Here is a 13,527-nt window from a genome sequence, read left to right as displayed (position 1 = left end):
GCTTGCGAACCAGCCGTGCGGCGCTTATTCGATCCCTTCCAGCACATTGCGCACCGGGGCAAACGAGCGCCGATGAATCGGCGTGGCACCCAGGCGCTTGAGGGCTTCCAGATGGACGGGGGTCGGATAGCCCTTGTGCCCGGCGATGCCGTAGCCCGGATAGAGCGCATCCAGCGCGGCCATCTCGCGATCACGACTGACCTTGGCCAGGATCGATGCCGCCGCGATGGCCGGCACCTGGGCATCACCACCCACCACCGGCGCGCTGGGCACCGCCAGTTTCGGGCAGCGGTTGCCATCGATCAGCGCCAGCTTCGGGGTAACGCTCAAGCCCTCCACTGCGCGCTGCATGGCCAGCATGGTGGCATGCAGGATGTTGAGCTGGTCGATCTCCTCCACCTCGGCGCGGGCGATGCACCAGGCCAGGGCCTTTTCGCGGATCTCGTCGAAGAGTTTCTCGCGGCGCGCTTCGCTGAGCTTCTTCGAGTCGTTCAGCCCGGCGATGGGCCGGGCCGGATCGAGGATAACCGCAGCGGTGACCACCGGACCACAGAGCGGGCCGCGACCGACTTCGTCGACACCAGCCACCAACTCCTCGACCAGAGCGAAATCCAGACCGAGCTGCATCAGGTACGCCCCACCAGCTTGAGCACGGCGTCGGCAGCCTGTTGCGAGGCGTCCTGGCGCAGTGCACGGTGAATCACATCGAAGCCCAGAGTCTGCACCGCGCCGTCGTCCAGCAGTGGAGCCAGGGTCTGGGCCAGTGCGTCTGGCGTTGCGGCATCCTGGATCAGCTCCGGCACCAGCATGCGCTCGGCCAGCAGGTTGGGCAGCGAGATGTAGGGGCTCTTCACCAGGCGCTTGAGGATGCGATAGGTCAGCGGCGCCACCTTGTAGGCCACTACCATCGGCCGCTTGTGCAGCAGGGCTTCCAGGGTGGCGGTACCGGAGGCGATCAGCACGGCGTCACAGGCGGCCAGGGCTTCGTGGGAACGGCCATCGAGCAACAGCAGCGGTAGGTTGCGGCCGGCGAGCATCGCTTCCAGCTGGGCGCGGCGCTCGGCATTGGCACAAGGCAGCACGAAACGCACACCCGGACGCAACGCGCGCAGGCGCTCAGCGGCATCGAGGAACAGCTCGCCTAGGCGCCCTACTTCACCGCCACGACTGCCCGGTAGCAACGCAACCACGGTCTCGTCATCGCTCAAACCCAGCGTCTCACGAGCTCCCTCGCGGTCAGCCTGCAGCGGAATGGTATTGGCCAGCGGATGGCCGACGAAACGCACCGGCACCTGGTGATCCAAGTAGAAGCGCGCCTCGAAGGGGAACAGGGTCAGCATCAGGTCACAGGCTTCGCGAATCTTCAGCACGCGCTTCTGTCGCCAGGCCCAGACAGACGGGCTGACGTAGTGCACGGTCTTGATCCCGGCCTGGCGCAGCTTGAGCTCGAGGGTCAGGTTGAAGTCCGGGGCATCAATACCGATGAACACGTCCGGCTTGGCCGCGATCAGGTCCTTGATCAGGCGCTTGCGGCGGCCCAGCAGCTCGCGCAGACGGCCAAGCACCTCGACCAGGCCCATCACAGCCAGACGTTCCATGGGGAAGGCGGAAACCAGCCCCTCGGCCTCCATGCGCGGACCGCCGACGCCGATGAACTCGATCTGGGGGTGTTGCTGCTTGAGCGCCTGCATCAAACCGGCGCCGAGGATATCGCCGGAAGCCTCACCAGCCACCAGCGCAACGAGAAGGGGGCGACTCATGTCAGCGAGTGATGCCGCGGGTCGAAGCCTGGACGGAGTCGCGGAACACCGCCACTTCCGGGAACTGCTCGGCGGACTCTGCCAGCTCGGCCAGCGCCTGCTCAACGGTCAGTCCTTGGCGATAGACCACCTTGTAGCCACGACGCAGAGCGGCGATGGCTTCGGCACTGAAGCCACGGCGGCGCATGCCTTCAAAGTTCATGCTGCGCGCCTCGGCCGGGTTGCCGAACACGGTGACATAGGCAGGCACGTCCTTGCCGATGGCGGTACCCATGCCGGAGAAGCTGTGGGCGCCAATACGGCAAAATTGATGGACCAGGGTGAAGCCGGAGAGAATTGCCCAGTCGTCCATATGCACATGGCCAGCCAGCGCGGTGTTATTGACCAGGATGCAGTGGTTGCCGATCACGCTGTCGTGGCCAACGTGGACATAGGCCATCAACAGGTTGTGGTCTCCGATGGTGGTCTCGGACCTGTCCTGCACGGTGCCACGGTGAATGGTCACGCCTTCGCGAATCACATTGTGATCGCCGATCACCAGCCGGGTAGGCTCGCCGTTGTACTTCAGGTCCGGGGTGTCTTCACCGACCGAAGAGAACTGGTAGATCTTGTTGTGCTTGCCGATGACGGTCGGGCCCTTGAGGATCACATGCGGGCCGACCACCGTACCCTCGCCAATTTCCACATCGGGTCCAATGATCGACCAGGGGCCGACCTGAACGTCATCCGCCAGCTTAGCCGACGGATCGATGATGGCGCGAGGGTCGATCAAACTCATAGCTTGCGTTCCGCACAGATGATTTCGGCCGAACAGACTTCCTTGCCATCGACACTTGCACGGCACTCGAACTTCCAGATACTGCGCTTGACGCTGAGGAACCTGGCCTCGAGCACCAATTGGTCACCCGGCAACACCGGTTGGCGGAAGCGTAGCTTGTCGGAGCCCACGAAGTAATAGAGGGTGCCATCGGCCGGCTTCACATCGAGCATCTTGAAGCCGAGGATACCTGCGGCCTGGGCCATGGCTTCGATGATCAGCACGCCCGGCATGATCGGGTGCTCGGGGAAGTGGCCGTTGAAGAAAGGCTCGTTGATGCTGACATTCTTGTAGGCGCGAATGGTCTTGCCTTCGATATCCAGCTCGGCAACCCGATCCACCAGCAGGAAGGGATAGCGGTGCGGCAGATATTCGCGAATCTCGTTGATGTCCATCATTTGCAGAAAGCCTTTACTAAAAATGGGGGCGTGCCTCAGGCACGATCAGGCATCTGATGAGGCCTGATCGTCCGGGGTCACGGCGGCTAGGCGCTTTTCCAGCTCGCGCAGGCGCTTCGCCATGTCGTCCAGTTGACGGATACGAGCCGCACTCTTCTTCCAATCGGACGCAGTCTGCATCGCGGTACCAGAAGAATAGGCGCCCGGCTCGGTAATCGAGCGAGTAACCATGGTCATGCCAGTGACGAACACGTTGTCGCACACCTCGATGTGCCCAACCATGCCTACGCCACCAGCGATCATGCAGTGCTTGCCGATCTTGGTGCTGCCGGAAATGCCGGCACAGCCAGCCATGGCGGTGTGATCGCCGATCTGCACGTTGTGCGCGATCATGATCTGATTGTCCAGCTTCACGCCGTTGCCGATCACCGTATCGGCCAGGGCGCCGCGATCGATCGTGGTGTTAGCACCAACCTCGACATCGTCACCCAGCACCACGCCGCCGATCTGCGCGATCTTCTGCCAGACACCTTTCTCGTTGGCGAAACCGAAGCCCTCGCCGCCGAGCACCGCGCCGGACTGAATAACCACGCGCTTGCCGATCTTCACATCGTGATAGAGGGTCACGCGTGGTGCCAGCCAGCCACCTTCACCGATCTCACTACGCGCACCCACCACGCAATGAGCACCGATAGTCACGCCATTGCCGATCCGTGCGCCGCTCTCGATCACCGCATAGGCGGCGATACTGGCGCTCGGGTCGACCTGGGCGTCGGCCGCCACAACGGCGGTCGGATGCACACCAGCGGGGGCGGCAGGTTTGGTGTCGAACAGGTGAGAGAGCTGGGCAAAGGCCAGATAGGGGTTGGCCACCAGCAGCACATCGCCGGCATACCCCTCTGCATCGGCAGCGGTCAGCAGCACGACGCCGGCCTTGGTGTCGGCCAGGAACTTGCGGTACTGCGCGTTGGACAGGAAGCTCAGTTGATCCGGGCCGGCGTCCTGCAGGGTCGCCAGGCCACGTATCGGTTTGTCTGCGGCACCACGCAAGGTGGCGCCGAGACGCTCGGCAAGCTGACCGAGGGTGAAGACCGGTGCGCTCATCTTCAGCGCAGGGTGTTCATGCGCTGGATGACCTGACGAGTGATCTCGTACTGCGGCTTGACGTCGACCACGGCGCCACGCTCCAGTACCAGGTCATAGTTGCCCTGCTTGATCACTTCCTCGACGGCCTTGTCCAGCTTCGGCTTGAGCTGCTTGAGCATGTCGCGGTCGGAAATTGCCTTGGCATCGTTCAGTTCCTTGGACTGGAACTGGAAGTCACGGGCCTTCTGCTTGAATTCCAGCTCGAGGCGCTCGCGCTCAGCCTGCTGCATCTTCTCACCATCCTTGACCAGACGATCCTGAATGCGCTTGGCATCGGCTTCCAGCTGCTTGAGCTTGTTCAGCTGCGGACCGAACTTCTTCTCGGCATCCACGGCGTATTTCTTGGCGGCATCGGACTCGAGCAGGGCCATTTGATAGTTCATCACCGCGATCTTCATCTCGGCGAAGGCCGGGGTGGCCATCAGGGCCGCGGCCACCAGAACCAGTTGAGTCAACTTACGCACGATGCACTCCTGCAACAAGACATGTTGTCTAGCAAATTAGAAAGTTTGGCCCAGGGAGAACTGGAATATCTGAGTATCCGCGTCCTCCGGCTTCTTGATTGGAGCCGCCAGGCTGAAACTCAGCGGGCCGAGAGCGGTGATCCAGGTAACACCAACACCTACCGAGCTAGCCAGATCGCCGAAATCGATGTTGTTGCAGCTCGGCGAGGAGGAAGAACAGGAAGTGTCGTACACATTACCCACGTCCCAGAACAGAGAGGTACGCAGGGAACGCTGGTCCTTGACGAACGGCAGCGGGAACAGCAGCTCTACGCCACCCTGAACCAGCACGTTGCCACCGAACGGCAGCGGATCCTGGTCAGGATCGGTGTAACGGCCATAACGGTCCGGCTTGTCGTATATCAGCTTACCGTTATCGTATACCCGGCTCGGCGTACTGCGCGGGCCAAGGCTGCTGTCCTCGAAACCACGCACCGAGTTGAAACCACCGGCGAAGTAGTGCTCGTAAAATGGCAGCTCGGAAGTGGAGCCATAGGAATCACCGAAGCCCAATTCGGTATGGAAGCGCAGGGTGTAATTCTCGCTGATCGGAGTGAACAGCTGGCCGCGGTAGTCCAGTTTGAAGAACGAGAGGTCGCTACCCGGCACGGTACTTTCCAGCACCAGACTCTGGGAATGACCTCGGTTGGCCAGAACGCCACGGTTCAGGGTCGACTCGGACCAACCGATGGAGGCCTTCAGGTTGAGGTAGTCGTCACCCTCTTCTTCCATGAAGTCGATGATCTCATCAACCGTGTAGCGGCCAGCATCGATGCTGTCCTGTTGAATGGTCAGGCCGTAGGTCAGACGCGAGGTTTCGCTGATCGGATAACCAATGCTCAATCCCGCACCCATGCTGTCCACGGAGTAGCTGGAAACATCCACATCGAGATCATCGTAATCGGTGGTGCGATAGAACGCGTTGTAACCCAGGCTGACGCCGTCGACTGTCCAGTAGGGATCGACGAATCCGAAGTTGTAGCGGGTCTGGTATTCGGAACGGGTCAGACCGATGCTCACCTTGTTACCGGTACCCAAGAAGTTGTTCTGGCTGATAGAGCCACCCAGGATCAGACCTGCGTTCTGGGCAAAACCGACGCTGGCGGTGATGGAGCCGGATGGCTGCTCTTCAACGGTGTAGTTGACGTCGACTTGGTCATCGGTACCCGGCACCTGCGGGGTCTCGACGTTGACTTCCTTGAAGAAGCCCAGGCGCTCCAGGCGAACCTTGGACTGGTCGATCAGGTAGGTGGAGGCCCACCCTCCTTCCATCTGGCGCATTTCGCGGCGCAGCACTTCGTCTTCGGTCTTGGTATTGCCACGGAAGTTGATGCGGTTGACATAAGCACGTTTGCCCGGATCAACCACGAAGGTGATGGCGACGGTCTTGTCTTCATCATTGGGCTGAGGCACGCCGTTGACGTTGGCGAAGGTATAGCCCTCGTTACCCAGACGGCGAGTGATCAGCTCGGAAGTGGTAGTCATCACCTTGCGCGAGAAGACCTGGCCCTGCTGGACCAGCAGGAGCTTCTCGACTTCTTCCTGAGGAACTTTCAGATCACCGGACAGCTTCACTTCGCTGACGCTGTACTTCTCACCTTCCTCGACATTGACGGTGATATAGACGTGCTTCTTGTCCGGGGTAATGGATACCTGGGTGGAGGAGATATCCATATTGATGTAGCCGCGATCCAGGTAGTAGGAGCGCAGGCGTTCCAGGTCACCTGATAGCTTCTCGCGGGCATACTTGTCATCGTTCTTGAAGAACGACAACCAGTTGGTGGTCTTCAGCTCGAACAGCGAGGTCAGATCCTCATCCGGGAATACCGTGTTACCGACCACGTTGATGTGCTGGATAGCGGCGACCGAGCCTTCATTGATGGTGATTTTCAGCGCTACACGATTGCGCGGCTGGGGAATCACCTCCGCCTCGATCTCGGCGGAGTAACGCCCTTGGGCGACATACTGACGGAGCAGCTCGTTGCGTACACCCTCAAGCGTTGCACGCTGGAAGATCTCACCCTCGGCCAGACCGGACTGCTGCAGGCCCTTCATCAGATCTTCGGTGGCAATCGCCTTGTTGCCCTCGATCTCGATGGTAGAAATGGAGGGGCGCTCAACAACATTGATCACCAGCACATCGCCTTCACGGCCCAGCTGGATGTCCTGGAAGAAACCAGTTTTAAACAGAGCACGAGTGGCATCTACCAGTCGGCGGTCATCGACCTGGTCACCAACATTGAGTGGCAGAGCACCAAACAGGCTACCAGCGGACACCCGCTGCAGGCCGTTGACGCGAATGTCTGTGACAGTGAAGGACTCGGCGTGAACTTCGGCGATCATCAGAGCGGCGAGGAGCGCAGGTAGCAGCAGACGTTTCATGAAGTCCTTTCTTATTCCAACTGATAATAAAGAAACTGCCGCGATACGCGGCAGATTCGGAATTCAGCTATTCGTTACAGACGACTCAGATCATTGACCAGGGCCAGCAACATCACCCCCAGCACCAGACTGATACCGATCTGAATGCCCCAACCCTGTACCCGTTCGGAGAGCGGGCGACCACGCACCCACTCAGCCAGGTAAAACAGCAAATGCCCGCCATCCAGCACCGGGATGGGGAGCAAATTGAGAACCCCCAGGCTAATGCTCAGGTAGGCGAGGAAATTGAGGAAATCCACCACGCCGGACTGAGCCGAAGCGCCCGCCACTTTAGCAATGGTTATCGGCCCACTCAAGTTTTTTACCGAGAGCTCGCCGAACAGCATTTTCTTCAGCGAATCAAGGGTTAGAACCGTCATACCCCAAGTACGCCGAAGGCTCTCCGCAACTCCGTCGAGCGGGCCGAAACTGACCTCGTGCAACATCTGTGCGGGCCATTCGCCACCTTTGACACCGACCCCGAGATAGCCGCCACGGGCCTTGCCTTCGCCACGAACGCCCAGAGTAATTGGTAGTTCCAGAGTCTGCTCTCCCCGCTGGAGCTGCAGGATCACCTGCTTTTCCGGACGGGTGCGCACCCAATCGATCACCTGCTGCCATTCGTCCAGCTTTCGATCATCCAGGGCCAGCAGGCGATCACCCAAGCGCACGCCGGCTTTCTGCGCCGGCCCTTCGGGGTCGAGCTCGTTGACTACAGGATCGACTGGAGGGCGCCAAGGAGTAATTCCCAGAGACGTGAGAGGCTCAGGCTCGTCGACGCCACGCAGCCAATCTCTGAGCACCAGCTGCCGCTCGGATACCAGCGATGAGTCCGGCTCACGCACCTGGACCTGGACGATACCGCTCTCACCCAGACGCCTCACAAGCTGTAGATTGACCGCCGACCAACCCGGAGTGGTCTCGCCATCCACAGCCAAGATTTCCTCGCCGGCGCGCAGACCTGCCGCCGAGGCCATGCTATCCGGCTCGACCTGACCGATGATCGGGCGAACTTGCTGGCTACCCAGCAGGGCAATGAACCAGAAGAACAGGGCGGCAAGGAGGAAATTGGCAATCGGGCCAGCCGCCACGATGGCGATGCGCTGCCGGACAGACTTGCGATTGAACGACTGGTCGAGCTGCTCGAACGGAACATCTCCCTCGCGCTCGTCGAGCATCTTCACATAACCACCCAACGGGATGGCCGCCACCACGAACTCGGTACCCTGGCGATCATGCCAACGTACCAGCGGCGTGCCGAAGCCCACGGAGAAGCGCAAGACCTTCACGCCACAACGCCGAGCCACCCAGAAATGACCGAACTCGTGGAAGGTCACCAACACCCCGAGCGCAACCAAGGTGCCGAAGAACATATACAGCGCACTCATTCCATCTTCCTCCGAGCCTCAACGCCCGTGGCGAGTCAACCAGTCAACCGCCAGGGCTCGAGCCCTGGCATCAGCTGCCAGCACGGCATCCAGACCCTCGACTGTCGCCGAGGCCTCACGATCCAGTACGTCCTCGATAATACGCGCGATCTCGGGGAAGCGGATGCGCCGATCAAGAAACGCCGCCACGGCCACCTCATTAGCCGCGTTCAACCTTGCCGGAGCACAACCACCAGCCTCGGCGGCCTGGCGCGCCAGGCGCAGACACGGGAAACGCTGCTCATCGGGACGCTGGAAGTCCAGCCGCGCTACCGCGAACAGATCCAGCGGCGCCACCCCTGAATCGATGCGCTCCGGCCAGGCCAGGGCATTAGCGATAGGCGTGCGCATGTCCGGGTTGCCCAGCTGTGCCAGCACAGAACCATCCACATAGTCGACCAATGAGTGGATGACGCTCTGCGGGTGGATCACCACCTCGATCTGGGACGGCCGCGCATCAAACAGCCAGCAGGCTTCGATCAGCTCCAGCCCCTTGTTCATCATGCTTGCCGAATCCACCGATATCTTGCGCCCCATGGACCAGTTCGGGTGGGCACATGCCTGTTCGGGAGAAACAGCCTCCAACTCGACCAGCGGCGTTTCGCGGAACGGTCCGCCAGAGGCGGTCAGCAAGATGCGGCGTACACCCACAGCCCCCAGGCCACGCGAATAGTCACCAGGCAGACACTGGAAGATCGCGTTGTGCTCGCTGTCGATCGGCAACAAGGTGGCACCGTGCTCAAGCACCGCCTGCATGAAGAGGTCACCGGACATCACCAGCGCCTCCTTGTTAGCCAGCAGCACCTTTTTACCAGCACATACGGCGGCCAGCGTCGGCTTGAGTCCAGCCGCACCGACGATGGCGGCCATCACCGTATCCGCCTCCGGGTGAGCAGCCACCTCGCACAGCCCCCCCTCCCCCGCCAGCACCCGCGTGGTCAGACCCGCGACCCGCAAGGCATCCTGCAGCACACGCGCACTGCCCTCATCCGCCGTCACGGCAAACTGAGGACGATGCCTTATGCAAAGCTGTTCGAGTTCAGCGAGACGGGAAAAGCCCGTCAATGCAAACGCCTGGTAGCGTTGCGGGTGGCGCGAGATCACATCCAATGTGCTGAGCCCGATCGACCCAGTTGCCCCCAGAACGACAATACGTTGCGACTGGATCACTGCACGCCCCATCCAGCCAACCAGAGCAGCACGGCAAACACCGGTACTGCCGCGGTCAGGCTGTCGATACGATCCAGCACGCCGCCATGGCCAGGCAGCAGATTGCTGCTGTCCTTGATGCCGGACTGGCGCTTGAACATGCTTTCGGTCAGGTCACCAATCACCGAAACCGCTACCACCAGCGCAGCACCCGCCAGCGCCAGCAGCAAACTACCCCATTGCCACCCCTGCTGCAGGCCGACCACCAGAGCGATCGCCAAACTGGCAGCCAACCCGCCATAGAAACCTTCCCAACTCTTGCCAGGACTGACAAGCGGCGCCAGCTTGCGCTTGCCAAAGGCCTTTCCGGCGAAGTAGGCACCGATATCGGCCCCCCAGACCAACACCATCACAGCAATGATCAAGCCATTGGCCTGCGGCCACTGCTTGAGCAGCACCAGCCCCTGCCAGGCCGGAATCAGGATCAGGAGCCCTATCAGGAGCTTGCCCGGCAGCCCGCCCCAATAGCGACTGCTGTCCGGATAGTTCAATACCAGCACGGTCGCAGCCATCCACCACAACACCGCCGCACCCAACAACCAGGGTGCAACTACCGGCATCGACCATGCCCCCACCAGCAACAACGCAACAATGGCCGCGTAGGCCACCCGCAGCGGCTGCGCCTCCAACCCTGCCAGCCGAGCCCACTCCCAGGCACCCAGCGTGACGACGAAGCCGATGAACAGGGCGAAAGCCCAGCCATCCAGCAGGAAGAAACCCGCCAGAGCGATGGGCAACAGGATCAGGGCGGTGATGATGCGTTGCTTCAGCATTTGCTACGGGCCTCTGCCTCAACCTGTTCGCTGGTCTTGCCGAAGCGACGCTGGCGGTTGGCGTAGTCGACCAGCGCGCTACGCATGGCCTCGTGCTTGAAGTCCGGCCAGAACAGATCCGAGAAATACAGCTCGGAATAGGCCAGCTGCCACAACAGGAAATTGCTGATGCGATGCTCACCGCCAGTGCGGATGCACAGGTCCGGCAGCGGCAGATCGCCAGTAGCCAGACAGCTCTGCAACAGCCCTGGCGTGATGTCCTCGATCTGCAGATGCCCTGCCTGCACCTCGCGCGCCAGGCGCTGAGCGGCCTGTGCGATGTCCCACTGACCACCGTAATTCGCGGCGATCTGCAGCACGAATCGGCTATCACCGGCGGTCAGCAGCTCCGCTTCACGCATGGCAGCCTGCAACTCCGGATGGAAGCGCGAACGGTCGCCGATGATGCGCAGACTGATGGCATTGGCCTTGAGCTTGCGGGCCTCACGGCGCAGCGCACCGAGGAACAATTCCATCAACGCACCGACCTCTTCCGCCGGGCGCTGCCAGTTCTCGCTGGAGAAGGCAAATAGCGTCAGCACCTCGACGCCGGCCTCGGCGCACACCTCGATGACCGCACGCACCGCATCGACGCCCGCCTTGTGCCCGGCAACTCCAGGCAACAGGCGTTTCTTCGCCCAGCGATTGTTGCCATCCATGATGATGGCAACATGGCGAGGTATCGCTGCCGGTGCTTCCTGCTTGGCCTTGCTCACATCACACCGCCATCAGGTCGGCTTCTTTGACTTCCAGGGCCTTGTCGACCTCGGCGATGAACTTGTCGGTGAGCTTCTGCACGTCATCGGCAGCACGACGCTCTTCGTCTTCGCTGATGTCCTTGTCCTTGGACAACTTCTTCAGCTCGGCCAGGGCATCGCGGCGTACGTTGCGCACGGCCACCTTGGCATCTTCGGCAACGCCACGCGCCTGCTTGGTGTAGCCCTTGCGGGTCTCTTCGGTCAGGGCCGGCATCGGTACGCGGATAGTGGCACCGGCGCTGCTCGGGTTCAGCCCCAGGTCGGAGGTCATGATGGCCTTCTCGATCGCGGCACTGAGGGTCTTGTCGTGAGCGACGATCTTCAGCGTGCGCGCATCTTCCACGGTGATCGCAGCGACCTGGTTCAGCGGCATGTCGCTACCATAGGCCGGGACCTTGACGCTATCCAGAATGCTCGGATGTGCGCGACCGGTACGAATGGAGGCCAGGTTGCGCCCCAGAGACTCCAGCGACTTGCTCATGCGCTCCTGGGCGTCTTTCTTGATCTCGTTGATCATTGTGCATCCTCCTCGATCAGGGTTCCTTCGCCGCCGCCCACCACGATATTCAGCAGGGCGCCCGGCTTGTTCATGTTGAAGACCCGCAGCGGCATCTTGTGATCGCGCACCAGGCAGATGGCCGTCAGGTCCATCACGCCCAGCTTGCGGTCGAGCACCTCGTCATAGGTCAGGCGCTCGAACTTCTCCGCATTGGGGTCTTTGAAAGGATCGGCAGTGTACACGCCATCGACCTTGGTGGCTTTCAGCACCAGGTCGGCATCGATCTCGATGGCGCGCAGGCAGGCCGCCGAATCGGTGGTGAAGAACGGGTTGCCGGTACCCGCGGCAAAGATCACCACCTCGCCAGCGGACAGGTGGCGCATGGCCTTGCGGCGATCGTAGTGATCGGTCACGCCAACCATGGAGATGGCGGACATCACCAGTGCCGGGATGTTCGAACGCTCCAGGGCGTCGCGCATGGCCAGGGCATTCATCACGGTAGCCAGCATACCCATGTGGTCGCCGGTGACCCGATCCATGCCGGCAGCGGACAGTGCCGCGCCGCGGAACAGGTTGCCGCCGCCGATCACCAGGCCGACCTGCACGCCGATGCCGACCAGCTGACCGACCTCCAACGCCATGCGATCCAGCACTTTGGGATCGATACCGAACTCTTCCGAGCCCATCAGGGCTTCGCCGCTTAGTTTGAGCAGAATGCGTTTATAGCGAGGCTGACGACCACTAACCTGCTGAGCCATTGCGAGTCTCTCCTGCGGCGTTGTTTGGCTACTTATCTTACCCGGCAGTCAGACTACTGCCCGGTGAATTCGTGCGGGATGCTCCCGCGCTTTGCAAAAGAGGCTGCACGCGTGAGCGGGCAGCCTCTTCTGTTCGACAGTGCGAAACCGTCTTACTGCTTGGCAGCGGCTACCTGAGCAGCAACTTCAGCAGCGAAGTCAGCCTCGACCTTCTCGATGCCCTCGCCCACTTCGTAGCGGGTGAAGGAAACGATTTCGGCACCGGCTTTCTTGACCAGGTCACCGACCTTGACTTCCGGATCCATGACGAAGGCTTGCTCGACCAGGCTGGCTTCGGCCAGGAACTTGGCGATACGGCCTTTGACCATATTCTCGACGATGTTCTCCGGCTTGCCGGCGATCTTCTCGGCGTTCAGCTGCAGGAAGATTTCCTTTTCCTTGGCGATCAGCTCTTCGGAAACATCCGACGGGCTCAGAACGGCAGGGTTGGAAGCAGCAACGTGCATGGCAACGTGCTTGGCCAGTTCTTCGTTGCCGCCTTTCAGGACAACCAGAACACCGATGCGGTGGCCGTGCAGGTAGGAACCTACGACTTCACCTTCAACGGCAGCCAGACGACGGATGTTGACGTTCTCGCCGCACTTGGCAACCAGGGCCTCACGAGCGGATTCGCGGGAAGCGATCAGCGGAGCGGCGTCGGTCAGCTTCTGGGTGAAGGCTTCGTCCAGGCTTTCTTTAACGAAGGCCTTGAAGTCGTCCTGCAGGGCCAGGAAGTCGGTCTGCGAGTTGACTTCGATCAGCAGGCCACGGCCACCTTCGACCCGAGCGGCGATGGCGCCTTCAGCTGCGACATTACCAGCCTTCTTGGCGGCCTTGATGGCACCGGAAGCGCGCATGTCGTCGATGGCTTTCTCGATATCGCCACCAGCGGCAACCAGAGCCTTCTTGCACTCCATCATGCCTTGGCCGGTACGCTCGCGCAGTTCTTTAACCAGGGCTGCAGTGATTTCTGCCATGTT

General features: G+C 61.2%; 14 protein-coding genes. All 14 read right to left on the bottom strand.

From position 1 onward, the window contains the following. Positions 1 to 24: 24 nt before the first annotated feature. Positions 25 to 627 (bottom strand): ribonuclease HII, encoded by a 603-nt coding sequence (rnhB, locus tag IB234_RS08220; RefSeq protein ID WP_192316384.1) that lies wholly within the window; start codon positions 625 to 627, stop codon positions 25 to 27. Then, the gene (lpxB, locus tag IB234_RS08215; RefSeq protein WP_192316382.1) at positions 627 to 1,760 is read right to left on the bottom strand and encodes a lipid-A-disaccharide synthase; all 1,134 of its coding nucleotides are present in this window, start codon (positions 1,758 to 1,760) and stop codon (positions 627 to 629) included. Before lpxB ends, rnhB begins: the two co-directional genes overlap by 1 nt. Position 1,761: 1 nt before the next feature. Further along, entirely contained in the window at positions 1,762 to 2,538 is a 777-nt protein-coding gene (gene lpxA, locus IB234_RS08210; RefSeq protein WP_192316380.1) for an acyl-ACP--UDP-N-acetylglucosamine O-acyltransferase, read from the bottom strand. Continuing rightward, on the bottom strand, positions 2,535 to 2,975 hold the full coding sequence (fabZ, locus tag IB234_RS08205) for a 3-hydroxyacyl-ACP dehydratase FabZ (protein WP_021701230.1): 441 nt from the start codon (positions 2,973 to 2,975) through the stop codon (positions 2,535 to 2,537). Before fabZ ends, lpxA begins: the two co-directional genes overlap by 4 nt. A 45-nt stretch (positions 2,976 to 3,020) precedes the next feature. Next, complete coding sequence (gene lpxD, locus IB234_RS08200; RefSeq protein WP_192316378.1) at positions 3,021 to 4,079, bottom strand: UDP-3-O-(3-hydroxymyristoyl)glucosamine N-acyltransferase; 1,059 nt, start codon at positions 4,077 to 4,079, stop codon at positions 3,021 to 3,023. 2 nt (positions 4,080 to 4,081) lie between these two features. Then, positions 4,082 to 4,585, bottom strand: a complete 504-nt coding sequence (locus IB234_RS08195; RefSeq protein WP_192316375.1) for an OmpH family outer membrane protein — start codon at positions 4,583 to 4,585, stop codon at positions 4,082 to 4,084. Positions 4,586 to 4,621: 36 nt separating this feature from the next. Then, positions 4,622 to 7,006 carry an outer membrane protein assembly factor BamA gene (gene bamA, locus IB234_RS08190; protein ID WP_192316373.1) on the bottom strand — a complete coding sequence of 795 codons (2,385 nt, stop codon included), beginning with the start codon at positions 7,004 to 7,006 and terminating at the stop codon, positions 4,622 to 4,624. 74 nt (positions 7,007 to 7,080) lie between these two features. After that, complete coding sequence (rseP, locus tag IB234_RS08185) at positions 7,081 to 8,433, bottom strand: RIP metalloprotease RseP (protein ID WP_192316371.1); 1,353 nt, start codon at positions 8,431 to 8,433, stop codon at positions 7,081 to 7,083. An 18-nt stretch (positions 8,434 to 8,451) separates the two neighbouring features. Next, positions 8,452 to 9,642 carry a 1-deoxy-D-xylulose-5-phosphate reductoisomerase gene (gene ispC, locus IB234_RS08180; RefSeq protein WP_192316368.1) on the bottom strand — a complete coding sequence of 397 codons (1,191 nt, stop codon included), beginning with the start codon at positions 9,640 to 9,642 and terminating at the stop codon, positions 8,452 to 8,454. Beyond that, positions 9,639 to 10,454, bottom strand: a complete 816-nt coding sequence (locus IB234_RS08175) for a phosphatidate cytidylyltransferase (protein WP_192316366.1) — start codon at positions 10,452 to 10,454, stop codon at positions 9,639 to 9,641. Before IB234_RS08175 ends, ispC begins: the two co-directional genes overlap by 4 nt. After that, entirely contained in the window at positions 10,448 to 11,209 is a 762-nt protein-coding gene (gene uppS / locus IB234_RS08170; protein WP_192316363.1) for a polyprenyl diphosphate synthase, read from the bottom strand. Before uppS ends, IB234_RS08175 begins: the two co-directional genes overlap by 7 nt. Before the next feature lies 1 nt (position 11,210). After that, positions 11,211 to 11,768 carry a ribosome recycling factor gene (gene frr / locus IB234_RS08165; protein WP_192316361.1) on the bottom strand — a complete coding sequence of 186 codons (558 nt, stop codon included), beginning with the start codon at positions 11,766 to 11,768 and terminating at the stop codon, positions 11,211 to 11,213. Next, positions 11,765 to 12,508, bottom strand: coding sequence for a UMP kinase (pyrH, locus tag IB234_RS08160; protein WP_043306947.1), 744 nt, complete (start codon positions 12,506 to 12,508; stop codon positions 11,765 to 11,767). The genes frr and pyrH overlap by 4 nt, the downstream gene beginning before the upstream one ends. Positions 12,509 to 12,660: 152 nt before the next feature. Beyond that, a complete protein-coding gene (gene tsf, locus IB234_RS08155) occupies positions 12,661 to 13,524 on the bottom strand; it encodes a translation elongation factor Ts (protein ID WP_043306948.1) in 864 nt (287 codons plus the stop codon). Positions 13,525 to 13,527: the final 3 nt, after the last annotated feature.

The sequence above is a fragment of the Pseudomonas sp. PDM16 genome (assembly GCF_014851865.1).
GTDB lineage: Bacteria > Pseudomonadota > Gammaproteobacteria > Pseudomonadales > Pseudomonadaceae > Aquipseudomonas.
This window is presented reverse-complemented; position numbering and strand designations above follow the sequence as displayed.